The following is a 22,569-nucleotide window of genomic DNA, read 5'->3' on the forward strand; positions in this document are numbered from 1 at the left end:
CAACGCGGCGCGCCTCCGGGTGGCCGGTTCGGCACGACGTGTCCGGACTGGCGCGATCCGGTGCGCGTGCCCATATGCTGTCCGCCGCCACCGGCGAAGGAGGATCACCGTGAGCGACATCGTCGTGAAGACCCCGATGCAGTATCTCGACAAGGCCATGGGCACGCTGAGGGATCTCGGCCTCATGCCGGCGAAGACCGAGGACGCGCCGATCGGCGGGCTGCTCGAGAAGATCGCGACGATCGAACCGGACAAGATCGTCATCATCGCCCGCACGCTCGGCCAGGGCTCGGTGTTCAACGAGGTGGTCCGCAACCAGATCGCGGGCATGGAGATCGGCGAGCGCTACAAGGCGATCACCGAAGGGTTCAACTCGATCCGCGACGACTCCAAGAAGATGGTCGACCAGCTTTCCGACGGAAAGATCGACATCTTCGAGCGTGCGACCAACACCTGGATGAAGCTGTCGCGCGGCGACATCGCCGACCGCTTCGACAAGATCCGCGCGATCTATATTGACGTCACCAAGGAGACGAAGAACCAGATCGAGCGCGAGGGCACGATCCTCGAGGCCTACCGCGATTATCGTGGCGCGCTGAAGCAGGCCGAGGTGCTGGCGCTCGAGGTGCTCAAGGTCGCCGAGACGCGCTGGAACGCCGCCAAGGCCGAGCTCGACAAGGCGAGCCAGGCCGTGGCCGGTTTCCAGGGCGAGGCGACCGATCGCGCCAAGCTCGAACTCGCCCGCGACGAGCAGCTGCGCCAGACGCAGGACGAGGAGAAGCGCTACCAGATCGCCAAGGATCTCTCCGACAACCTGACCATCGGCTACAACACCTCCGAGGTCATCATGGCGCGTCTGATGCAGACGACCAACGCCAAGGAGCGGATCTACCAGCAGGCGGTGTCGTTCTTCTCGACCAACGACTCGGTGCTGACCGCGCTCAAGGCCTCGTTCACGGGCATGTTCGGTCTCAACGAGGCGACCCAGTCGCTGAACGCGATGAAGGAGGGCGTCAGCCAGAGCCTGGAAGTGCTCGCCGACATCGGCGGCAAGATCCAGGAAGAGGCGGTCAAGGCCGGCTACGGCCCGACGATCCGCGCCGACGCGGTCAAGAAGCTCGTCGACTCGGTCGTGAACTTCCAGGAGCGCTCGACCGAGATCATCGCCGAGATGCGCGACCTGTCGACCAAGAACTCGGCCGAGATCCGCGACGCCGTCGAGGACGGCAAGCGGCGCATCGCCAAGCTCGTTGCTCAGGGCCAGTCCCTCCCGAACACGCAGTCGCTGCCCAATGCCTGATCCGGCCTCCGGCTCGGCCGTGGCGGTCGCCGATACGCCGCCGCGGCCGCAGAAACTCGACGACCTCATGCTGGCCATGGACGTCGTCGACACGCTGCGCCACCAGGACATGCTGGTGGCGCGCGAACTCGACGAGGACGCCCGCGAGGCCGCGCTCGTCGAGCGTCTGCGCGCGCTCTACAAGAGCCAGGGCATCGAGGTGCCCGACCGGGTCATCCAGGAAGGCGTCAAGGCGCTGAAGGAGGCGCGGTTCGTCTACACGCCGCCGCCGCCGAGCCTCGGCCGCACGCTGGCGACCCTCTGGGTCGAGCGGGCGATCTGGGGCAAGCGGGCGGGGATCGCCGCCGTCGTGGTCGTGCTCCTCGGCGGGGCCTATTGGGCGACCGTGGTGCGCCCGGCCTCGAAGGCGGCGGCCGAGATCGCCACCGTGCTGCCGAACGAGCTGAAGCGGGCCTATGACACGGCGCTCGCCGAGGCCAAGGTGCCGGCGGCGAAGACGCGCGCCGACCAGCTGCTCGCCGACGGCCGTGAGGCGCTCTCGAAGAAGGACCCCGGTGCCGCGAGAAAGGCCGTGACCGGCCTCGACGCGCTGACCGATCAGCTGAAGCAGGTCTACACGCTCCGGATCGTGACGCGGCAGGGCGAGCAGTCCGGCGTCTTCCGGGTGCCGCGCGGCAACCCCGGTCAGCGCAACTACTACCTCGTGGTCGAGCCGGTAACGCCGGACGGCAAGACCCTGTCGTTCCCGATCACCAGCGAGGAGGACGGCAAGACCAAGACGGTGTCGAAATGGGCCGTGCGCGTGCCGCAGGCGACCTACGATCAGGTCCGCCGCGACAAGGCCGACGACGGCATCATCCAGAACACCACGCTCGGCGAGAAGCGCCGCGGCGCACTCGGCGTCGACTGGTCGATGCCGGTGCAGGGCGGCACGATCACCGAGTGGTAGGCACCGACCGGCAGGCCGGGCGCCCCGTGCCCGGACTTTGGGTTTTCGCGGACGCCGGCAGCGGCGGCCCGCACGCGAGGATGGACGCATGATCTCCGGACGCGACGCGCTCGCCTCCATCGAACAGGCCATCGCCGAGGCGCGCAACAACGAGGCGCGTTTCGACGCCGACATGTCGAAGCGCACCGCCGAGGCCGAACAGCTGCGCGCCGCGCAGGCCGACGCCTACCGCGCGCTCGCCCGCCTGAAGCTCGATGACATCGCGCAGGCCGAGATGGTCGATCAGCTCGATCGCACCGAGCGGCAGGTGCGTGCGCTGATCGACAAGAGCCGGCAGGCGTTGCAGAGCGTTTCCGAGCGCCGGGCGGCGGCGGTCAAGGCGGTCAACGACGCTGAAGCCGCGCGCCGCGTCGCCGTCGATGCCCGCAATGCCGCGATTGCGGCCCGCGATGCCAAGCACGCCGAGCGTGCCACCGCGAACAGTTCCAACACCGCCGTGCAGACCGCGATGGAGCGCGTTGCCCGCGCCGATAAGATCGCCGCGGAATCCGACAAGAAGGCCGATCAGGCCGAGGCGGATCGCGACCAGAAGAAGAAGCCCTACGAGGCCGATCCGCTGTTCATGTACCTGTGGCGGAGCGGTTTCGGCACCTCGGCCTATCGGGCCGGCAACATCGCGCGCTTCTTTGATCGCAAGGTTGCCAACCTCGTCGGCTTCGTCGATGCGCGCGCCAATTATGCCATGCTGATCGAGATCCCGCTCCGGCTGCGCGAGCATGCGAACCGGGCGGTGGTAGAACTGGAAGAGGCTAAAGCGGCGCTTGCCGCGCTCGATGCCGAGATCTTCAAGGCGGCCGGTGGCGCGGCGCTCGACGAGGCCGTGGCCAAGGCCGAGGCCGACGAGGCGGCGGCGGACGAGGCCGTCGACAAGGCCAATGCCGCGCTCGCCGCGCTCGATGCCGAGCGCGACCATTCGACCGGCCCCTGGGGCCGCGCGTCGGACGAGCCGGAGCGGCAGGCGCTCGACATTCTCGCCGACGGGCTGGCGCGCCAGAACCTCGACCGGCTCTATCAGGACGCACTGGCGACGCCGACGCCGCAGGACGAGCGGATCGTCGAGGAGCTGAAGGATCTCGCCCGCCGCATCGGCGAGACCGATCGCGCCATCGTCGACCTCCGGACCGAGGCGCGCGAGCTCGGCCGCCGCCGCACCGAACTGGAGCAGGCGCGCGACGAGTTCCGCACCGCGGGCTACGACCGGCCGAATACCGGCTTCATCAACGAGAACATGCTCGGCTCGATCATCGGCGGAATCATCGGCGGCATGCTGTCGAACGCCGACTTCTGGCGCTGGCTCGGGGACAACCGGCGCAACTGGCCTGGCTCGGGTGGTGGTTTCGGCGGCGACATCTTCGGCGGCAGCCATTTCCCGCCCTCGGGCGGCTCGAACGGCTCCGGCGGTGGCTTCGGCGGCGGCGGTGGTTTCGACACCGGCGGTGGCTTCGGCGGCGGTGGTGGCTTCGATACCGGCGGCGGCTTCGGCGGCGGCGGCGACGATCGCAACACCGGCGGCGGGTTTTGAGCTGGACCGAGATACCGGTGCCGACAACGGACTTTCCGGTGCGAGGGACCCCTTCGCGCGATTGCGGGTATCCTGACTGAAATAGTCGTCCTTTTCTCCGGCGCGGCCGCAAATGGTATGGCTGCGCCTCGACTTTTCGCGGAACCGCCGCTTCGAGGATTTGTTTTTCGCGGCGCTGCCGCAAATCGCAATCGCGCACGGTGCGCTACGGCGGCTTTCCGTTTAGAACCTTCGCAAAATCCGGGGCGACGTGCCGCCGGATGATGGACCGGCCATCCTGGCCGGACCGTTCGCGCCGAAATGCCGAGGGCAAGTCATGCAGTCGATCACCGCCAACCGCCTCTCGGACGGCCGCGTCGTGTTCCGCACCACCGAAGGCGGCTGGACGACGCATCTGGCGCGCGCCGCCGTCTATGCCGACGCTGCCGCGCTGGAGCCGGCGCTCGCTGGCGCTCAGGCCGATCAGGCCGCCTGCATCGTGCTCGACCCCTACACCATCGACGTCGAGCGTACTAGCGACGGCCTGATCCCGAAGGCGCTCAAGGAGAAGATCCGCGCCGCCGGTCCGACCGTCGGCTCCGAGATCGCGCCCGACCGCCACGCCGACGCCGCCTGATCCGATCGATCCGACCGCATTCCGCGTCCTGAGCGAGACCGCCATGTATCGTTACGACGAGTTCGACCAGCAGTTCGTCTCCGCCCGCGTGGAGCAGTTTTCCGATCAGGTGCGCCGGCGTCTCTCCGGCGAGCTCTCGGAAGACCAGTTCAAGCCGCTCCGGCTGATGAACGGCGTCTACCTGCAGCTCCATGCCTATATGCTGCGCATCGCCGTGCCCTACGGCACGCTGAACACCAGGCAGCTGCGCAAGCTCGCCCATCTGGCGCGGACCTACGACCGCGGCTACGGCCATTTCACCACGCGGCAGAACCTGCAGTTCAACTGGCCGTCGCTGGAGCAGATCCCGGATATGCTCCGGGAGCTCGCCGAGGTGCAGATGCACTGCATCCAGACCTCGGGCAACTGCATCCGCAACGTGACCGCCGATCATTTCGCCGGCGCCGCCGCCGACGAGATCGTCGATCCGCGGCCCTATGCCGAGATCCTCAGGCAGTGGTCGAGCCTGCATCCGGAATTCTCGTTCCTGCCGCGCAAGTTCAAGATCGCGGTCTCGGGCGCCGCCCATGACCGCGCGGCGGTGCGCATTCACGACATCGGTCTTCAGGTCGTGAAGAACGACGAGGGCCAGATCGGCTTCACGGTGTTCGTCGGTGGCGGCCTCGGCCGCACGCCGTTCATCGCCTGGACGCTGCGCGACTACTTGCCCGAGGCGGATCTCCTCACCTATTGCGAGGCGATCCTGCGCGTCTACAACCTCTATGGCCGGCGCGACAACAAGTACAAGGCACGGATCAAGATCCTGATGCACGAGGCCGGGCTCGACACCGTCCGCGCGCAGGTCGAGGAAGAGTTCGAGCGCATCCGCGGCGGCGTGCTGACGCTGCCGGAGGGTGATGTCGCGCGCATCCGCGCCTATTTCGCGCCGCCGGCCTTCGAGAGCCTGCCCGCGGTGAGCCTCGTGGAGACGCAGACCGCGGCGCGCGATCCGGGCTTCGCGGCCTGGGTCGCGACCAACACCCATGCCCACAAGGTGCCGGGCTATGTCTCGGTGACCATCTCGCTGAAGCCGGTCGGCGGCATTCCGGGCGATGCCTCGGCCGAGCAGATGGAGGCGGTCGCCGATCTCGCCGACGCCCATGCCTTCGGCGAGGTGCGCGTCAGCCACCAGCAGAACCTGATACTGCCGCATGTGAAGCGCGACGACCTCCCGGCCGTCTATCGGGGCCTGGTCGCGGCCGGGCTCGCGACCGCCAATGCCGGGCTCGTCACCGACATCATCTGCTGCCCCGGCCTCGACTATTGCAGCCTCGCCAATGCGCGCTCGATCCCGGTCTCGCAGCGGATCTCCGAGCGGCTCGGCGATCCGGCGCGGCAGGCCGAGATCGGTCCGCTGCTGATCAAGATGTCGGGCTGCATCAACGCCTGCGGCCATCATCACGTCGGCCACATCGGCATCCTCGGCGTCGACCGCAAGGGCGAGGAGTTCTACCAGATCACGCTCGGCGGCTCGGCCGACGAGGTTTCGGCGATCGGCGACATCACCGGCCGCGGCTTCTCCTCGGCCGAGGTGGTCGATGCGATCGATACGATCGTCAACACCTACATCGCCCATCGCGCCTCGCCGGACGAGACCTTCCTCGCCGCCTATCGCCGGCTCGGCATGCAGCCGTTCAAGGAGGCGCTCTATGGCAACGCCTGAGGCTGCGGCCAACCCGGCGGCCGTGGATCCGGCCGTAGCCGCCCGCGCCGAGGAAGCCCGCGCGCTGGACGCGCGCTGGGGCGGCCTGCCGACGCACGATCTGCTCGATACCGCGATCCACACGCTGTTTGCGGGCGAAATCGCGCTGGTGTCGAGCTTCGGGACCGAGTCGGCCGTGCTGCTGCACCTCGTCGCCGCGGTCGACCGCTCGGTGCCGATCCTGTTCGTCGATACCGACAAGCTGTTCGGCGAGACGCTGCGCTATCGCGACAAGCTGGTCGCGCGGCTCGGCTTCACCGACGTGCGCACGCTGACGCCCGATCCAGTGCGGGTCGAGGCGCTCGACAAGGATGGCGGCCTCTGGCTGCGCAATCCCGATCTCTGCTGCCAGATCCGCAAGGTCGAGCCGCTGGCGCTCGGCATCGACGGCTTCTCGGCCTGGATCTCGGGGCGCAAGCGGTTCCAGGCCGCGACGCGTGCCGCGATCCCCGTATTCGAAACCGATGGCACGCGGATCAAGGTCAATCCGTTGGCGAGCTGGGGGCCGAAGGAGCTCGCGGCCTATGCCGCGGAGCACGACCTGCCGGTGCATCCGCTGGTCGCGCAGGGCTATCCGTCGGTCGGCTGCATGCCCTGCACCGATCGGGTGGCGCCCGGCGAGGACGCGCGAGCCGGCCGCTGGCGTGGCCAGGCCAAGACCGAATGCGGTATCCATGTCAGCCTGACCAGCGCCGTGCCGACCGCGCCCGACGGCGCCCACTGAGTTCGAACCCGAGATTCCAGACGATGAGCGACATCTATCGCAACGGCCGGTTCGAGCCGGATACCTGGCGGGCGCTCGGCGCCGACGAGGCGCTGCCGGCGGCGGGGGGCGTGTTGCTCTCGCTTCCCCGTTTCATCGCCGAGCGCGACGCGGTCCTCGGATCGGAGGCGCCCTTCGGGCTGATCGTCGAGCCCGGCGACAAGCTCGAGGCGGTCGGCGAGGACGCGGGCCGCTTCGCGGTCGTTGCCGTGCGGTTCCCGAAGTTCGCCGACGGCCGCGGCTATTCGCATGCCCGGCTTTTGCGCGATCGCTACTGCTTCAAGGGCGAGTTGCGGGCGATCGGCGACGTGCTGCTCGATCAGGTGCCCTACATGCTGCGCATCGGCTTCGACACGCTCGAAGTCACGCATGGGCCGACCCGGGCGCGGCTCGAAGCCGGCCAGCTGCCGCTCGTGCCCTATTTCTACCAGCCCTCGACCACCGACGCTGCCGGTCCCGCCGAGGGCCGGCCGTGGCGGCGTCGGGCGTTCTGAGTTCGATCGGATTCCATTCCGATCGGGCCTCGCGCTCGACGGCGCCGATCGGCAGAAGGAGCGGTGCAGCAGGATGGCGAACGATGCGCCTCACGACCAACCCGCTGCGGCATTCCGCATCCTCGGCCGCCGGCCGCTCCATCGCGGCTTCCTGTCGCTCGATGCCTGCGAGGTCGAGGTCGTCACACGTGACGGCCGGCGGGTTCGGTATGAACGCGAGGTCGAGCATCACGGCGCTGCGGTCGCGATCCTGACCTATGACGCGACACGGCGTGTCGCCGTGTTGGTGCGGCAGGTGCGGGTGCCGGCGGCGGTGATAGGCCTCGATCCGCTGACGACCGAGGTCGTCGCCGGGCTGATCGACGGCGACGAGGCGCCGGAGGCGGCGGCGCGGCGCGAGACGATCGAGGAGGTCGGGCTCGCGATCGGCGCGCTGGAGCCGGTCGGCGCGGTCCAGTCCGCGCCCGGATGGACCACCGAGACGCTGCATCTGTTCCTGGCCGAGGTCGATCTCGGACGCGACCGTGTGGCCGACGGCGGCGGGGCGGCGCACGAGCAGGAATATATCGAGATCGTCGAAATGCCGCTCGCCGCGCTGGCGGCTGCCGCCGATGCCGGCACTCTCAACGACATGAAGACGCTGCTGCTCGTCCAGACCTTGCGGCTCAGGCGCCCGGTGCTGTTCGCCTGAGCGGACGGCAGAGACGAGACGCCTCGGGGTGGTGCCCCGAGGCGTCTCGTCGGAAATTGCGGCGGCGGCCGTCATCTCACATAGCGTAGGCTCGGATCGTCGGCGTCGCGGTGCCAGTGGCAGCGGACGTCGCGATGGAAAGGCATGCCTTCCACCGGATAAGCATGGAAGTGGCAGTTCTGACCGGCGTAATGCGTGCGCGGCTCGGCGTAGGTCCGGATGCGGGGTTCCGGCTCGTAGGGGCGCAGCACCGGGCGGCGTTCGACCGGGCGGTCGCCGTAATAGTAGGGCGGGAACAGCGACCAGCGGCGCGGGCGCTCGATGACGACTTCCTCGTCGTCATAGTAGGCCTGCGGCGCGCGGGGCGCGTTGCGCTGGACGGGCACGTCCGGCTGCGGATCGAGCGCGCCGTAGCGACGTTCATACTGCTCACGCGTATAGACCTCGCCGTTCGGGCCGCGGACGACCTGCGGCTCGGTCGCCTTGGCCTTGGCGGCGGCCTGCTGCTTCTTGCGCAGGGCCTCGGCGGCGAGTGCGGCGGCGGAGGGTGAGGCGGGCGGCTTCGGGGCGGTGGCGGTGTCGGCTTTCGGCGCCGGCGTATTCGTCTGCCCAGTCGAAGCCTGCCCCGTCGCGGCTTGGGCAGGCGCGGCCTGGGCGGGCGTCGTCGCCTTCGGCGGCTGACCGGCGGCCGTGACCGGCGGCTTCGGCTTGTCCTTGGGCTTGGACAGGTCGATGACGCGCACGTCCTTCTTGGGCTCCTCGCCCGGCTTGGCTTGGCCCGGTTTGGCTTCCGCGGTCGCCTTGGCATCGGTGGCGGGCGCCGGGTCGGTCTTGGGCGCGTCCTTCGCCTGGTCCTGCGGCTTGTCGGCCGGTTTCGGATCGGGACCCTTGGCCGCCTCGGTCGGCTTCGGCGCGTCTGCTGGCTTGGAGGCGGCTTCGTCGCGCGCCTTGCGGCGCTTCAGCTCCTCCTCGGCCGCCTCGCTGCGCTCCTTCGGCGCCGGCTGGGCGGTCTGCGGATTGGCGTTGATGTAGGGCAGGTTGCCGCCCGAGGTCTGCGGGCCGGACGTGCCCTGATCTTCGGCGCGCGCGGGAGCGGCGCCGGCGAGAGCGAGGCCGCCGGCGAGCGCGGTGGCAGCGAGAAACGCGAAGGCGATACGCATGAATTCGATCTCCGGTCCGTGCCTTGATGCAGCAGGACTTGGGCGGCAGATGGGCCGGACCTCGGCGCGATCGCGGCCCCACGCTTACAATTCATGACAATCAGATGCGATCCCTGAGCGCGTACCAGCTCATCGCCAGCACCAGCGAAGGGTAGCGCAGCCACTTGCCGCCGGGAAACTTGCCCATCGGCAGTGTGGCGAACGTATCGAAGCGCGACTGGTCGCCCTCGATCGCCTCGGCGATCAGCTTGCCGGCGAAGGTCGCCAGTCCGATGCCCTGGCCGGAGTAGCCGGCTGCGGCATAGACGCCTGGCCGGGGGCGGGCGAACAGCGGCATGCGGTTCATCGTGACCGCGAGCGTGCCGCCCCAGCCGTAATCGATGCGCGCGCCGGCGAGATCGGGATAGATCTTCAACAGATGCCGGCGCACGAATGTCTTGATGTCGTTCGGAAAATTGCGGCTGTAGGTCTCGCCGCCGCCGAACACCAGCCGGTCGTCGGCGGAGAGCCGCCAGTAGTGCACCACGAAGCGCGTGTCGGCGATCGCCTCGCGGCCGGGGATCAGCCGGCGGGCACGCTCGCCGAGCGGCTCGGTGGCGAGAATGTAGTTGTGGATCGGCATGATCCGGCTTTCGACCTCGGGCTCCAGCCCGGCGAGGTAGCCGTTGCAGGCGATCACCACGGCATCGGCGGTCACGGGGCCCTGGTCGGTGTCGACCACGGGGCGGGGACCCGACCGGATGCCGAGCGCGCGGGTCGCCTCGTGGATGGTCGCGCCGGCGGCCTCCGCCGCGCGGGCGAGGCCGAAAGCGAAGGCGAGCGGGTTCAGGTGGCCGGCGCCGGCATCGCGCCAGCCGCCATGATAGGCCTCGGTGCCGATGGCGGCAGCGAGTTCGTCACGGTCGAGCCGGGTCAGGCCCTCGTAGCGATAGTCCCTCGCGAGCTTCTCGAATTCCTCGGCGTAGGGCGTGAGATAGGCCGGCTTGTGGATCGCGTGGATCAGACCCTCGGTCCAGTCGCAATCGATCGCATGCTCGGCGATCAGATCCTTGACCAGCCGCTTCGCCTCTTCGGCCAGCTCGAATAGCCGGTGTGCGCGGTCGCGGCCGAACCAGTCCTCCAGCGTCGACTGGTCGCGCCGTTGGCCGGTGTGGAGCTGGCCGCCGTTGCGGCCCGAGGCGCCCCAACCGACGCGGGCGGCATCGAGCACGATCACGCGCCGGCCGGCGCGGGCGAGGTGCAGCGCGGCCGACAGGCCGGTGTAGCCGGCGCCGATGACGCAGACGTCGGTCTCCGCCGGGCCGGGCAGGGCCGGGCGGAGGCCGAAGGGCGGCGTCACCGCCGCGTAGTAGGACGGCGCGTGCGGGATCGGAGCGGAGCTCATGGAAGGCGCCGGATCAGACGTTGAGGAGCAGGTACTCCCGCTCCCACGGGCTGATCACGCGCATGAACGCCTCGAACTCCATCTGCTTGATGGCACGGAAGGTCTCGACGAAGCCGCGGCCGAACACGTCCTTCAGCTCCTCGCAATCCTCGAACAGCGCGACCGCCTCGAGCAGGCCGCGCGGCAGGCCGAATTCGAGATTGTAGGCCGAGCCTTCGATCGGCTCGCTCGGCGTGTGGCCGAGCGTCATGCCGAGATAGCCGCAGGCGAGCGAGGCGGCGATGGCGAGATAGGGATTGGCGTCGGAGGACGGCACCCGGTTCTCGACCCGGCGCGCGCCCGGCGAGGAGTTCGGCACGCGCAGGCCGACCGTGCGGTTGTCGTAACCCCAGTGCACGTTGATCGGCGCGACCGACTTGCGCATGAGGCGGCGGTACGAGTTCACGTAAGGCGCCAGGATGCACATGACCGCCGGCAGATAGCGCTGCTGGCCGGCGATGAAGGAGAAGAACTCCTTGGTCGGGCCACCCTCGGCGTTCGAGAAGATGTTCTCGCCGGTCTTCACGTCGACCACCGACTGGTGGATGTGCATGGCCGAGCCGGGCTCGCCGGCGATCGGCTTGGCCATGAAGGTCGCGTACATGCCGTGACGCAGCGCCGCTTCGCGGATCGTGCGCTTGAACAGGAACACCTGATCGGCGAGCGCGAGCGGGTCGCCGTGCAGGAGATTGATCTCCATCTGCGCGGCGCCTTCCTCGTGGATCAGCGTATCGATCTCGAGGCCCTGCGCTTCGGAGAAGTCGTAGATGTCGTCGAACAGGTCGTCGAACTCGTTGACCGCGGCGATCGAGTAGGACTGCCGGCCGCTCTCGGCACGGCCGGAGCGGCCGATCGGCGGCTTCAACGGATAGTCGGGATCCTGATTGCGCTCGACCAGATAGAACTCGATCTCGGGGGCGACGATCGCGCGCCAGCCGCGATGGGCATAGAGGTCGATCACCCGGCGCAGCAGCTGGCGCGGTGCGATGTCGACCGGCCGGCCGTCCTGGGTGTAGGCGTCGTGGATCACCTGCGCGGTCGGGTCGGAGGCCCAGGGAACCACGGAGAGGGTCGAGAAGTCCGGCACGAGCTGGATGTCGCCGTCGGCGGGATCGATCTGGAAGCCGTCGTCGTCGTCGGGATAGTCGCCGGTGATGGTCTGCAGGAAGATCGAGCCGGGGATCGACATGTTCGGCCCGTCGACGAACTTCTCGACCGGCATCATCTTGCCGCGCGCGACGCCGGACATGTCCGGCACGATGCACTCGATATCCTCGAGGCCGCGGGCCTCCAGCCATTCCGAGGCCTGTTCGGACGACTCGACTCCGCGAACGCCGGCCAGCGAATCCGAGTGCCGGGCTTTCTTCTTCTTCGACATGACGACCTTGTCATCTGAGACGGGACGCCACTATGGCACAAGTCCCGTGTCGTTTGGATGAGCCGTCGAAGAGACTTGTCGGAATTCGTCGCCGCCGCGTCAGCGCGGGATCGGCAACGCGGCACCCATGGCCGGCGCTTCGGGCATGGCGACGGCGGGAAGCGCCACGCCGACCGGCACGGAATTGGTGCCGAGTTCGCTCTTGGGCAGCTCGCTGGTCGGCTGGATCGGCAGGGCCTCGGGGCTGGTGATCGAGCCGGCGATGCGCAGCGGCACCTCCGCGACGACCGCGCCGGCGAGTGCCGCCGTGGCGCGGGCACGCGGGGCGACCGTGCCGACCAGGTCGAGCCAGCCGGTGGCGAAATCCGCGCTGCCGGCGAGTTTCAGCGCCATGGCGGCGCCGTCGGCCTGGAGCCTGTCGATCCGCGCCTTGGACCGGTCGAAGGCGAGATCGACGGTGGCGCGATCGAAGCTGCTAACCCGCCCGGTCGAGGGCAGGCGCATGGCCACGGTGCGGAACTGCGTGAAGGTCGACAGCGGTTCGGCGCCGGCGACCGCGAGATCGCGGACGTCGACGCGCGCGCGGCCGTTGAAGCCGCGGATCAGCGCGCCGAGCGTGCGGCCCTGGGCGCGCGCGTCGGCGGTCAACGACAGCCGGCCCTTCTGCAGGGCCGAGACGCCAAAGGCCGGGCCGACCGCGTCCGCGGTCATGTCGGTCATGCCGAAGCGCGCCGAGACATCGAGCCCGTCGGCATCGCTGGTGCCGCGCACCAGCAGCGTGCCGTCGCCGCCGAAGGCATGCATCTCGCCGAGTTCGGCATCGAAGCGGCCGTTCTTCATCAGGAGCGTGGCACCGACGCCCGAGAGCGGGCCGAGGCCGGTCGAAACCGATTGCGCCGAGGCGCGCAGGTCGAGATCGAGCCGGCCGAGCAGGCTCTGATCGACGACGAGATCGCGCGAGAGGTCGGCCATGGCGGCCTGGTACGGCGCGATGTCGAGCGTATCGAAGGCGAGCGTGGCGCGGACCTGCGGGCGGGGCAGGTCCGCGCGCGCCGAGATCACGCCCTCGGCGCGGTTGCCGTCGACCGAGATCCGCGCGTCGGCGAGCGTCGCCGCCAGGCCGACCGTGCGCAGACGGCCCTCGACCGCGATGTCGCGCAGCGCGGGCCTGTCCGGCGTCCCAGCCGAGCCAGCGCGCCAGCCGCGCGGCATCGGCGACCGAGGCGCTGAAGCCGCCGTCGAGCTGCATCGTTTCGGTGAGCACGCCCTTGCCGTTGAAGGAGAGCGTCAGCGGTGCGGCGGCGAGCGTCAGGACCGTCGGACCGGAGCGGCCATCGACAAGGCCGCGGGGCCCGAGGCCCTGCGCGGTCAGCGCGACGTCCTCGCCGCGCCAGCGCAGGCGGGCATCCAGGCTCGCGTTGCCGGCGAGGCGCTGCCAGGCGAAGGTGCCGTCGATCTTCTCGACCGTCTCGGTCCGGCCCGAGACCGGATCGGTCAGCGCGACCGTGCCGTCGTCGACGACCAGCGTCACCGGCTGGAGGCGGGCGAGCGCGGCGCGCGTCGGCGCCAGCGCCGCGGCATCGAGCCCGGCGGCGACGGCGAGCGTCGGCCGCTCGAGCTGGACCGTCGTCACCTCGACGCGGCCGAGCAGCAGCGAGGACAGCGCCACCGAAACCTTCAGGGACGCCATCGACGCGAGCGGCCGTGCGCCGTCGCTCTGCTGCCCCTCGACGCGCTGTCCATCGACCCGCTGTACGGTGGCATCCTGGAAGCGGATGGCGAGGCTCGGGAACACGCCGGTCTCGGCGCGGCCGGTCAGCTTCAGGGGCTCGCCGGCGGCCTCGGACAGCGCGCGTTCGATTTCGGCCCGGACCTGTTCGGTCGGCACGACATGGCGGATCGCCACCCAGCTGCCGGCAAAGCCGGCGATGAAGGCCGTCGCGAAGAGAAGGCGTTTCATAGGCGAGCGCAACTCTTCCCGTCGGAGCCCAGTTTTGTCGAGACTTCGAGCATGGAGCGGGAAAGTGCCCGAAGCGAGGCGGCTTGGCAAACGGCCGCGGTGCGATCGACCGCCGTCGCTCACGTCGCTGCGATCGGTCTGGACATGGCTCCACCAGAAGCGATATCGATTCAGCCGGCGCCCTCCGGAGCAAAAAGCCATGTCCGCACAAGTGGAACGCAGTCTTCCCGCAGACGAAACAATTCTGTGGACGCCGTCGCCCGAGCGCATCGCGGCGAGCCAGATGCGTGCTTTCGCGGATGCCGCGGAAGCCGAGACCAGCGAGCGATTTCCGACCTACGCCGATCTGCACGCATGGTCGATTCGCGATCCGGCAACGTTCTGGGATCTGGTCTGGCGGTTCTGCGGCGTGATCGGCGAGAAGGGTGATACCATCCTCGCCGACGGCACCAAGATGCCGGGCGCGCGGTTCTTCCCCGAGGCCCGGCTCAACTTCGCCGAGAACCTGCTGCGCCGCGCCGACGACACGACCGCGATCGTGTTCCGCTCCGAAGACAAGATCGAACGGCGGATGACCTGGGCCGAGCTCAATGCGCTCGTCTCTCGCCTGCAACAGGCGCTCGCCGCGGCCGGCGTCGGGGTCGGCGACCGGGTCGCGGGCATGTTGCCGAACATGCCCGAGGCGGTCGCGATCATGCTGGCGGTCGCCTCGCTCGGCGCCACCTGGTCGTCATGCTCGCCTGACTTCGGCATTCGCGGCGTGCTCGACCGGTTCGGCCAGATCGCGCCGAAGGTGTTCTTCTCGGTCGACGGCTACTGGTATGCAGGCAAGCGCATCGCCAATGCCGACAAGCTCTCCGGCATCGTCGGCGATCTGCCGAGCGCGGAGACCGTGGTGATCGTGCCATTCCTCGGCGAGGCCGAGGCGGTCGCCGCCGCGCTGCCGCGCGCGGTGACGCTCGACGGCTTCCTCGCGCCCTACGCGGCGCAGCCGGTCGCCTACACCCGCGTGCCGTTCGACCAGCCGCTCTACATTCTCTACTCCTCCGGCACGACCGGCGTGCCGAAGTGCATCGTCCATGGTGTCGGCGGCACGCTGCTGCAGCACCTGAAGGAGCACAAGCTCCATGCCGACGTGCGGCCGGGTGACAAGGTGTTCTACTTCACCACGCTCGGCTGGATGATGTGGAACTGGCTCGTCACCGCGCTCGCCGCCGACGCGACGCTGATGCTCTACGACGGTTCGCCCTTCGCGCCGAAGCCGTCGGTGCTGTTCGACTATGCCGATGCCGAGGGCTTCACGCTGTTCGGCACCTCGGCCAAGTACATCGATCAGCTCAAGAAGGAGGGCGTGCGGCCGCGCGACACGCACAACCTCTCGACCATCCGGCTGATCACCTCGACCGGCAGCCCGCTGGCGCCGGAGGGTTTTGATTTCGTCTACGAGGCGATCAAGCCCGACGTGCATCTCGCCTCGATCTCGGGCGGCACCGACATCGTGTCCTGCTTCGTGCTCGGCATCCCGTGGCTGCCGGTGCGCCGGTCGGAGATCCAGGGGCCCGGTCTCGGCATGGCGGTCGAAGTCTGGTCGGACGACGGCAAGCCGGTCATCGGCGAGAAGGGCGAGCTGGTCTGCACGCGGCCGTTCACCTCGATGCCGGTCGGGTTCTGGAACGATCCCGACGGCGCGCGCTATCGCGCCGCCTATTTCGAGCGCTTCGACAATGTCTGGTGTCACGGCGACTTCGCCGAGATCACGCCGTCGGGTGGCATGATCATCCATGGCCGCTCGGACGCGACGCTGAACCCCGGCGGCGTGCGCATCGGCACCGCCGAGCTCTACGCGCAGGTCGAGCAGATCCCCCAGGTGGTCGAGGCGCTGGCGATCGGCCAGGATTTCGACGGCGACGTCCGCATCGTGCTGTTCGTTCGGCTCAGGGCCGGTGTCGAACTCGACGATGGGCTGAAGCAGAAGATCCGCACGCAGATCCGCACCGGCGCGAGCCCGCGGCACGTGCCGGCCAAGATCCTCGCCGTCGCCGACATCCCGCGCACCAAGTCCGGCAAGATCACCGAACTCGCGGTGCGCGACATCGTGCATGGCCGGACGGTCAAGAACGTCGAGGCGCTCGCCAATCCGGAAGCGCTCGATCTCTATCGCGGGCTGGACGAGCTGAGGAGCTGAGGCGATCCGCAGGCCTCCTGCGGATCGGCGCTCAGGTGGTGTCGCGGGCGCGCGTGCGGCGCCCGGACAGCCGGGCCTCGCGGCCACGGCCGATGCGCGACAGGGTCACCAGCGGCACGAGGCCGACCAGCACGATCAGCAGGGCGGCCGGGGCGCCGTCGGCGACCGCCTCGCGGCTCGCCTGGGCGTAGACGAAGGTCGCCAGCGTCTCGAAATTGAACGGCTTCAGGAGCAGCGTCGCCGGGAGCTCCTTCATCGCATCGACGAAGACCAGGATGCCGGCCGAGACCAGCACCGGCCGGATCAGCGGCATGTGGATCTCGGTCAGCACGCGGCCGCCGCTGCGGCCGAGCGTGCGCGCGGCCATGTCGAGATGCACGGAGACGCGGGCGAGCCCGCTCTCGATCGAGCCGAAGGCGGCGGCGAGGAAGCGGCTGAAATAGGCGTAGACGAGGCCTGCGCCGCTCGCGATCAGCACGAGACCGGTGCCATGCCCGGTCAGGAGCTTGGCGGTCCGGTCGATCAGGTTGTCGATGCCGGAGAGCGGCACGAGGATGCCGAGCGCGAGCACCGTGCCCGGCACCGCATAGCCGACCGAGGCGAAGCGGGCGAGTGCGGCGACGACCCTTGTCCGCGACACGCGCATGGCATAGGCGACGACGAGGCCGGCGGCGACGGTGACGAGCGCGGCGGCGACCGCGAGCAGGAAACTGTCGAGCGCCGCGCGCTGCACGGTCGGGTCGAGGAAGGTGTCGAGCCGGCGCGAGGTGTAGTCGGCGAGCATGCCGGCCGGCACGACGAAGCCGATCAGGACCGGCGTCAGGCAGGCAAGGAAGGCGAGCGCGGCCATGCGGCCGCCGAGCTTGTAGCCGGTAGCGGCGCGGACCTTGGTCGAGGCACCGTGGAAACGCTGGTGGCGGCGGGCGTGGCGCTCGGCGGTGATCAGCGCGAAGACGATCACCAGCATGACGGTGGCGAGTTGCGCGGCGCCGCCGAGGCTGCCGCGGTTCAGCCACGTATCGTAGATCGAGAAGGTCAGCGTTTTCACGCCGAGGTATTCGACCGCGCCGATGTCGTTCAGCGTCTCCATCAGCACCAGCGTCACGCCGACCACCAGGGCCGGCCGGGCGAGCGGCAGCGCGACGCGGAAGAACACCCGCCATGGGCCGGCACCCAGCGTGCGCGCGACCTCGAGCGTGGTCGCCGACTGCAGGCCGAACATGGCCCGTGCCGGGATGTAGACATAAGGGTAGAGCACCGAGCTCATCACGAAGATCGCGCTCGGCAGCGAGCGGATGTCCGGAAACCAGTAGTCGCGCGCCGACTTGAAGCCGAAGACCGCGCGGATCGCGCCCTGAACCGGGCCGGTGAAGTCGAGCAGTTCGACGTGGACGTAGGCGACGATGTAGGTCGGGATCGCGAGCGGCAGCAGGAGCGCCCATTCGAAGACGCCGCGGCCGGGGAACCGGCACATGGCGACGATCCAGGCCGCGACCGTGCCGACTACGGCGGTGACCAGACCGACGCCGACCATCAGCAGCACGGTCGTCAGCGCAGTGCCGGGCAGGACGGTCGACAGCAGATGCGCCCAGGTCGCGCCGGTCTCGCCGGAGATGTTGAGCGTCGAGATCGCCAGGATGGCGGCGAGCGGCGCGACCGCGAGCGCGGCGACGACGGCGACCGCGACGATCCACGGCCGATCGGCTCGCGTCGCGGGGGCGAGAGGCGGGATGTCGCCGGTCGTTATGGTCGTGCTCGTCTCGGTCGCGAGGCTCATGCCGGCCGTTCGTTCACAGGGCGCCGCAGCCGCACGGGCCGGATCGCCGTCGGCATTGTGCTTTGCCAGATGCGGACGGGCCAGTCACGCAGGAATGCGGATGCGGCGAGGGCGGTCGCTTGGCGACCGGCCCCGCCTTTATAGCTCGGCTCGCTCGGTTCAGCTCGCCGGGCCGTTGTCGAAGCCGACCTTGTCGACCAGATCGGCGGCGGCGCCGCGGTGCTTGGCGACCTCGCCGAGGTTGATCTTGTCCGGCGTGACCGCGCCGAGATCCTTGATCGTCTGGGCGACGCCGATGCCCGGCTTGACCGGGTATTCATAGTTCAGCGAGGCGTAGGCTTCCTGCGCCTCGTCGCTGGCCATGAACTCGATCAGCTTCATGGCCTCGTCCTTGTGCGGCGCGTACTTCGTCAGCGCCGCGCCGCCGATGTTGACGTGGCTGCCCCCGGTCTCGAAGGTCGGGAAGATCACCTTCACCGACTTCGCCCACTCCTTCTGCTCCGGCTCCTTGTCGTTGTTCGCCATCAAGCCGTAGTAGTAGGTGTTGCCGAGCGCGATGTCGCACTCGCCGGAGAAGATCGCTTTCACCTGGCTGCGGTCGTTGCCGGCCGGCTTGCCGGTCAGATTGGCCTTGACGCCCTTGAGCCAGGTCTCGGTCTTGTCGGTGCCCCAATGCGCGATCGCGGCCGAGATCAGCGCGATGTTGTAGGGGTGCTGGCCGGAGCGGACGCAGAACTTGCCCTTCCACTTCGGATCGGCAAGATCGGCGTAGGAGATCTTGGTGTCCTTGACCCGGTCCTTGGAGGCGTAGATCACGCGGGCGCGGTAGGTGAAGCCGACCCAGTTGCCGTCCGGATCGCGGAACTGTGCCGGCACGGCGGCCTCGACCTTGGCCGACTTGATCGGCTGGGTGATGTCGAGCTCGCGGGCGCGGACCAGGAGCGCGGCGTCGACCGTCATCAGCACGTCGGCCGGGCTCGCCTGGCCCTCGGCCTTGATGCGCTCCTCGAGGCCCTTCGAGCCGTACACCACATTGACCTTGATGCCGGTCTCCTGGGTGAACTTGTCGAACAGCGGCTGGATCAGCGGCTTCTCGCGATAGGTGTAGACGTTCACCTCGGCCGCGGCGGCGGGGACGGCGGCGAGCGCGACGACGCCGAGGACGGCGGCGCGGACGGACGTGTTCGAAATCATTGGCAATTCCTCCTCGCGCTCAGGGGTCAAGGCCCTGCGGATCGGGGCGGGGCACATGCCCCAGCCTCGTCCTAACATCGGCCCGCGCGATGAGTCAAAGGGGAAAGATTATAGAAAACAACGAGTTAGAATAATTATAATGTAAATGTCAGGGGCGGCGACAGCGTTTCGCCGCCCTCGGTCGGCCGCGGCCGGCTTCCTGTGATTAGGTTCCCTTAGTCGGGCGCCCGGTCCCGGCCGGCCGTTCGGCCGGACGGGTATCGACCCGTCTCACCCCGCCTTCGCCACCGCGTAGAGATCCTTGTAGGTCTCGCGCAGGACGTTCTTCTGCACCTTGCCCATGGTGTTGCGCGGCAGGTCGTCGACGAAGGCGATGTGCTTGGGCTGCTTGAACTTCGCCAGCCGGTCGGAGAGGGCGGCGAGGATCGCCTTCTCGTCGATCGTCGCGCCGGGCGTGCGCACGACCACCGCCGTGACGCCCTCGCCGAAGTCGGCGTGCGGCACGCCGATCACGGCGCTCTCGAACACGCCGGGGAGACCGTCGATCTCGCTCTCGATCTCCTTCGGATAGACATTGAATCCGCCCGTGATGATCAGATCCTTGCCGCGGCCGACGATGTGGACGTAGCCGTGCGCGTCGATCTTGCCGAGGTCGCCGGTGATGAAAAAGCCGTCCGGGCGGAACTCGGCCGCGGTCTTCTCCGGCATGCGCCAGTAGCCCTGGAACACGTTCGGGCCCTTCACCTCGATCATGCCGATGGTCTCGGGAGGGAGGATCGCGCCGGTCTCCGGATCGGCGATGCGGACCGTGACGCCGGGAAGGGCCAAACCGACCGCGCCGGGGACGCGGTCGCCGACGTAGGGGTTCGAGGTGTTCATGTTGGTCTCGGTCATGCCGTAGCGCTCGAGGATCGCGTGGCCGGTCTTGGCCGACCATTCGCGATGGGTGTCGGCAAGCAGCGGCGCCGAGCCGGAGACGAACAGACGCATCTTCGCCGTCGCCTCGCGGGTCAGGCCCGGCTGCTGCAACAGGCGGACGTAGAAGGTCGGCACGCCCATCAGCGCGGTCGCGCGGCCCATCAGTCCGAGGATCTCCGCCGGATCGAACTTCGGCAGGAAGATCATCTTGGCGCCGGAGAACAGGATCACGTTGGAGGCCACGAACAGGCCGTGCGTGTGGTAGATCGGCAGGGCGTGGATCAGCACGTCGTCGGCGGTGAAGCGCCAGACGTCGATCAGCGTCAGCGCGTTCGAGACCAGGTTGTCGTGGCTCAGCATCGCGCCCTTCGACCGGCCCGTGGTGCCGGACGTGTAGAGGATCGCGGCGAGGTCGTTGCCCGCGCGCGGGACGGTCGCGAATTCGGCCGAGGCCGTCGCCGCAGCGTCCATCAGGCTGCCCTTGCCGTTCGCGTCGAGCGTCTCGACCGAGCCGCCGACCTTGGCGGCGATCGCGGCGAGGCCGTCGCGCTTGGCGGGATCGCAGACGACCAGCTTCGGCTCGGCGTCGGTGATGAAATAGTCGAGCTCGGCGAGCGTGTAGGCGGTGTTGAGCGGCAGGTAGACCGCGCCGGCGCGCACCGTCGCCAGATAGAGCACCAGCGCCTCGACCGACTTCTCGACCTGCACGGCGACCCGGTCGCCGGGCTTCACGCCGCGCGCGACCAGCACATTGGCGAGCCGGGCGGTGGCGGCGATCAGGTCGCCATAGGTCACGGCCGCGCCGGCCTTGGTCTCGATCGCGACCCGGGTCGGATCGGTCACGCGGGCGGCGAGGCGGGAGAACAGGTTCAGATCGGTCATCGGTCGGGCTCGGCGGTTCGGAGATGTCGGTTCTTGCGGGACAGGCGATCGGGCCGGCGCGGTCGTCAGTCCGCGACGCGGGCGGGCGCGGGCAGGGTGGCCGTGTCCTGCGGCTTGGGTTTGGTCGTCTCGGTGCGGATCAGCTTGCGAATGGCCGAGGCGGCGGCGATCTCGCCGCGCTCGGCATAGGCCTCGTGGTTCGCCTCGATGCGATCGAGATCGTAGAGGTAGTTGACCATCAGGCCGTGCGACTGTTTCAGCCCCTTCTGTGAGCCGTCGCCCCAGAGGTTCAGCCGCTCGAGCCGGGCGCCGTTGCCGAGGTGGAAGCGGGCGACCGGGTCGAGCGCGCGGCCGTTCCGGCCCTTGGCCTTGAGGAAGTAATGCGCGGCGGCGGCCGAGAGCGCCGGGCGCAGCGCCTCGCGCAGCTCCGGAGCGACCGGCTCGCCGGCCGCGGGCAACCGGGCCAGCGCGGCGCGCGTCTCGGCGTCGAGACCGTAGTCGGGCTCGTCCTTGGCCTTCTCCAGCCAGCGCGCGAAGCCGGGCACCGGCGACAGCGTGACGAAGGTCTTGAGGCTCGGCACCTCGCGCTTCAGCTCTTCCACCACCTGCTTGATCAGGAAATGGCCGAAGGAGACGCCGGCGAGGCCCTTCTGGGTGTTGGAGATCGAATAGAACACCGCCGTCGTCGCCTCGGTCGGGTCGATCGGCTGGCGGGTGAGGTCGAGCAGCGGGCCGATCGCATCCGGCGGTTCGCGGGTCAGGGCGATCTCGACGAAGATCAGCGGCTCGTCGACGAGTTGCGGATGGAAGAAGCCGTAGCAGTGCCGGTCGGCCGGCTCCAGGCGGCTGCGCAGGTCGTTCCAGTCCTCGATGGCGTGGACGGCTTCGTAGCGGATGATCTTTTCCAGGATGTTCGCCGGCGTGGTCCAGTCGATCTTGCGCAACACGAGGAAGCCCCGATTGAACCAGGATGAGAACAGGTGGACGAAGTCGGCATCGACCGTCGCCAGTTCCGGATGGGTGTCGAGTTCCTCGAGCAGCGCCTCGCGCATGGCGACGAGCGCGGCGGTGCCGCGCGGCGCGAGGTTCAGCCGGCGGAACAGTTCCTGCCGGCGCGGCTCGGCGACGGTGTGCAGCCGGCTCAGCGTGTCGGAGCCCGGCGCGGTCCGATAGGCGTCGATCGCGGCCTCGACGGCCGCCGGATCGGGGCCGAGCCGGTCGGCCAGCGCGAGGAGGAAGCGGCAGCGGGTGTCGGTGTCGGCCTCTTTGAACCGGGCGAGCAGCGCCTGCGCCAGCACGACGCCGGAGGCCTCGCCGCGCCGCGACAACAGCGCCTCGGCGAGCGAGACGAGGTCGCGCTTGCCATCGGCGTCCGGCCGGTCGCCACGGCCGAACAGCAGCGAGCGGCCGCGTTCGGTCAGCGTGTCGACGAGATCCGACAGGAAGGCCGGGGCGGCCTCCAGGCGGAGCATCGAGGATTGCAGCTTCATCGCGGCCTCTCATCGGTCGGTGGGGTTTGGTTCGACCGGCGCGGAACCCGGCCGATCCTTCGCGGA

Annotated in this window: 17 protein-coding genes; 9 read left to right on the forward strand and 8 right to left on the reverse strand. The window is 69.1% G+C overall.

The features are described from left to right. The first annotated feature begins 109 nt into the window (after positions 1–109). The 8 genes from ABS361_01115 (at position 110) to ABS361_01150 (ending at position 8,136) form a co-directional block, all read left to right on the forward strand. A complete protein-coding gene (locus tag ABS361_01115; GenBank protein XBY44935.1) occupies positions 110–1,300 on the forward strand; it encodes a cell surface protein in 1,191 nt (396 codons plus the stop codon). Continuing rightward, positions 1,293–2,249, forward strand: coding sequence for a DUF6384 family protein (locus tag ABS361_01120; protein XBY44936.1), 957 nt, complete (start codon positions 1,293–1,295; stop codon positions 2,247–2,249). Before ABS361_01115 ends, ABS361_01120 begins: the two co-directional genes overlap by 8 nt. A gap of 88 nt (positions 2,250–2,337) precedes the next feature. Beyond that, positions 2,338–3,831: a hypothetical protein gene (locus tag ABS361_01125; protein ID XBY44937.1), complete on the forward strand. Its 1,494-nt coding sequence runs from the start codon at positions 2,338–2,340 to the stop codon at positions 3,829–3,831. 316 nt (positions 3,832–4,147) lie between these two features. After that, positions 4,148–4,447, forward strand: coding sequence for a DUF2849 domain-containing protein (locus tag ABS361_01130; GenBank protein XBY44938.1), 300 nt, complete (start codon positions 4,148–4,150; stop codon positions 4,445–4,447). 43 nt (positions 4,448–4,490) lie between these two features. Continuing rightward, entirely contained in the window at positions 4,491–6,149 is a 1,659-nt protein-coding gene (locus ABS361_01135) for a nitrite/sulfite reductase (protein XBY44939.1), read from the forward strand. Further along, the gene (locus ABS361_01140; protein ID XBY44940.1) at positions 6,136–6,912 is read left to right on the forward strand and encodes a phosphoadenylyl-sulfate reductase; all 777 of its coding nucleotides are present in this window, start codon (positions 6,136–6,138) and stop codon (positions 6,910–6,912) included. Before ABS361_01135 ends, ABS361_01140 begins: the two co-directional genes overlap by 14 nt. Positions 6,913–6,935: 23 nt before the next feature. Next, positions 6,936–7,445, forward strand: a complete 510-nt coding sequence (locus tag ABS361_01145; protein ID XBY44941.1) for a DUF934 domain-containing protein — start codon at positions 6,936–6,938, stop codon at positions 7,443–7,445. A 73-nt stretch (positions 7,446–7,518) separates the two neighbouring features. Continuing rightward, positions 7,519–8,136, forward strand: a complete 618-nt coding sequence (locus tag ABS361_01150) for an NUDIX domain-containing protein (GenBank protein ID XBY44942.1) — start codon at positions 7,519–7,521, stop codon at positions 8,134–8,136. Between the two features lie 71 nt (positions 8,137–8,207). On the opposite strand, the gene ABS361_01155 is transcribed toward ABS361_01150, so the two are convergent. The 4 genes from ABS361_01155 to ABS361_01170 form a co-directional block, all read right to left on the reverse strand. Further along, the gene (locus ABS361_01155) at positions 8,208–9,296 is read right to left on the reverse strand and encodes a hypothetical protein (GenBank protein ID XBY44943.1); all 1,089 of its coding nucleotides are present in this window, start codon (positions 9,294–9,296) and stop codon (positions 8,208–8,210) included. A gap of 100 nt (positions 9,297–9,396) precedes the next feature. Continuing rightward, positions 9,397–10,680 carry an FAD-binding oxidoreductase gene (locus tag ABS361_01160; GenBank protein XBY44944.1) on the reverse strand — a complete coding sequence of 428 codons (1,284 nt, stop codon included), beginning with the start codon at positions 10,678–10,680 and terminating at the stop codon, positions 9,397–9,399. A gap of 13 nt (positions 10,681–10,693) precedes the next feature. Further along, a complete protein-coding gene (locus tag ABS361_01165) occupies positions 10,694–12,097 on the reverse strand; it encodes a glutamine synthetase family protein (GenBank protein XBY44945.1) in 1,404 nt (467 codons plus the stop codon). A 99-nt stretch (positions 12,098–12,196) separates the two neighbouring features. Continuing rightward, entirely contained in the window at positions 12,197–13,309 is a 1,113-nt protein-coding gene (locus ABS361_01170) for an AsmA-like C-terminal region-containing protein (protein ID XBY44946.1), read from the reverse strand. A gap of 1,031 nt (positions 13,310–14,340) precedes the next feature. Between ABS361_01170 and ABS361_01175 the strand changes: the two genes are divergently transcribed. After that, complete coding sequence (locus tag ABS361_01175; GenBank protein XBY44947.1) at positions 14,341–16,242, forward strand: acetoacetate--CoA ligase; 1,902 nt, start codon at positions 14,341–14,343, stop codon at positions 16,240–16,242. A gap of 31 nt (positions 16,243–16,273) precedes the next feature. Here ABS361_01175 and ABS361_01180 read toward each other — a convergent pair whose 3' ends face one another. The 4 genes from ABS361_01180 to ABS361_01195 all read right to left on the reverse strand — a co-directional run bounded on the left by ABS361_01180 (position 16,274) and on the right by ABS361_01195 (position 22,503). Further along, positions 16,274–18,019 carry an iron ABC transporter permease gene (locus tag ABS361_01180; protein ID XBY44948.1) on the reverse strand — a complete coding sequence of 582 codons (1,746 nt, stop codon included), beginning with the start codon at positions 18,017–18,019 and terminating at the stop codon, positions 16,274–16,276. Positions 18,020–18,178: 159 nt separating this feature from the next. Then, positions 18,179–19,213: a Fe(3+) ABC transporter substrate-binding protein gene (locus ABS361_01185; protein ID XBY44949.1), complete on the reverse strand. Its 1,035-nt coding sequence runs from the start codon at positions 19,211–19,213 to the stop codon at positions 18,179–18,181. Positions 19,214–19,483: 270 nt separating this feature from the next. Continuing rightward, complete coding sequence (locus ABS361_01190) at positions 19,484–21,013, reverse strand: malonyl-CoA synthase (GenBank protein XBY44950.1); 1,530 nt, start codon at positions 21,011–21,013, stop codon at positions 19,484–19,486. A gap of 65 nt (positions 21,014–21,078) precedes the next feature. After that, positions 21,079–22,503, reverse strand: a complete 1,425-nt coding sequence (locus ABS361_01195; GenBank protein XBY44951.1) for a malonyl-CoA decarboxylase — start codon at positions 22,501–22,503, stop codon at positions 21,079–21,081. Positions 22,504–22,569: the final 66 nt, after the last annotated feature.

The organism is Ancalomicrobiaceae bacterium S20 (assembly GCA_040269895.1).
Classification (GTDB): domain Bacteria; phylum Pseudomonadota; class Alphaproteobacteria; order Rhizobiales; family Ancalomicrobiaceae; genus Methyloraptor; species Methyloraptor flagellatus.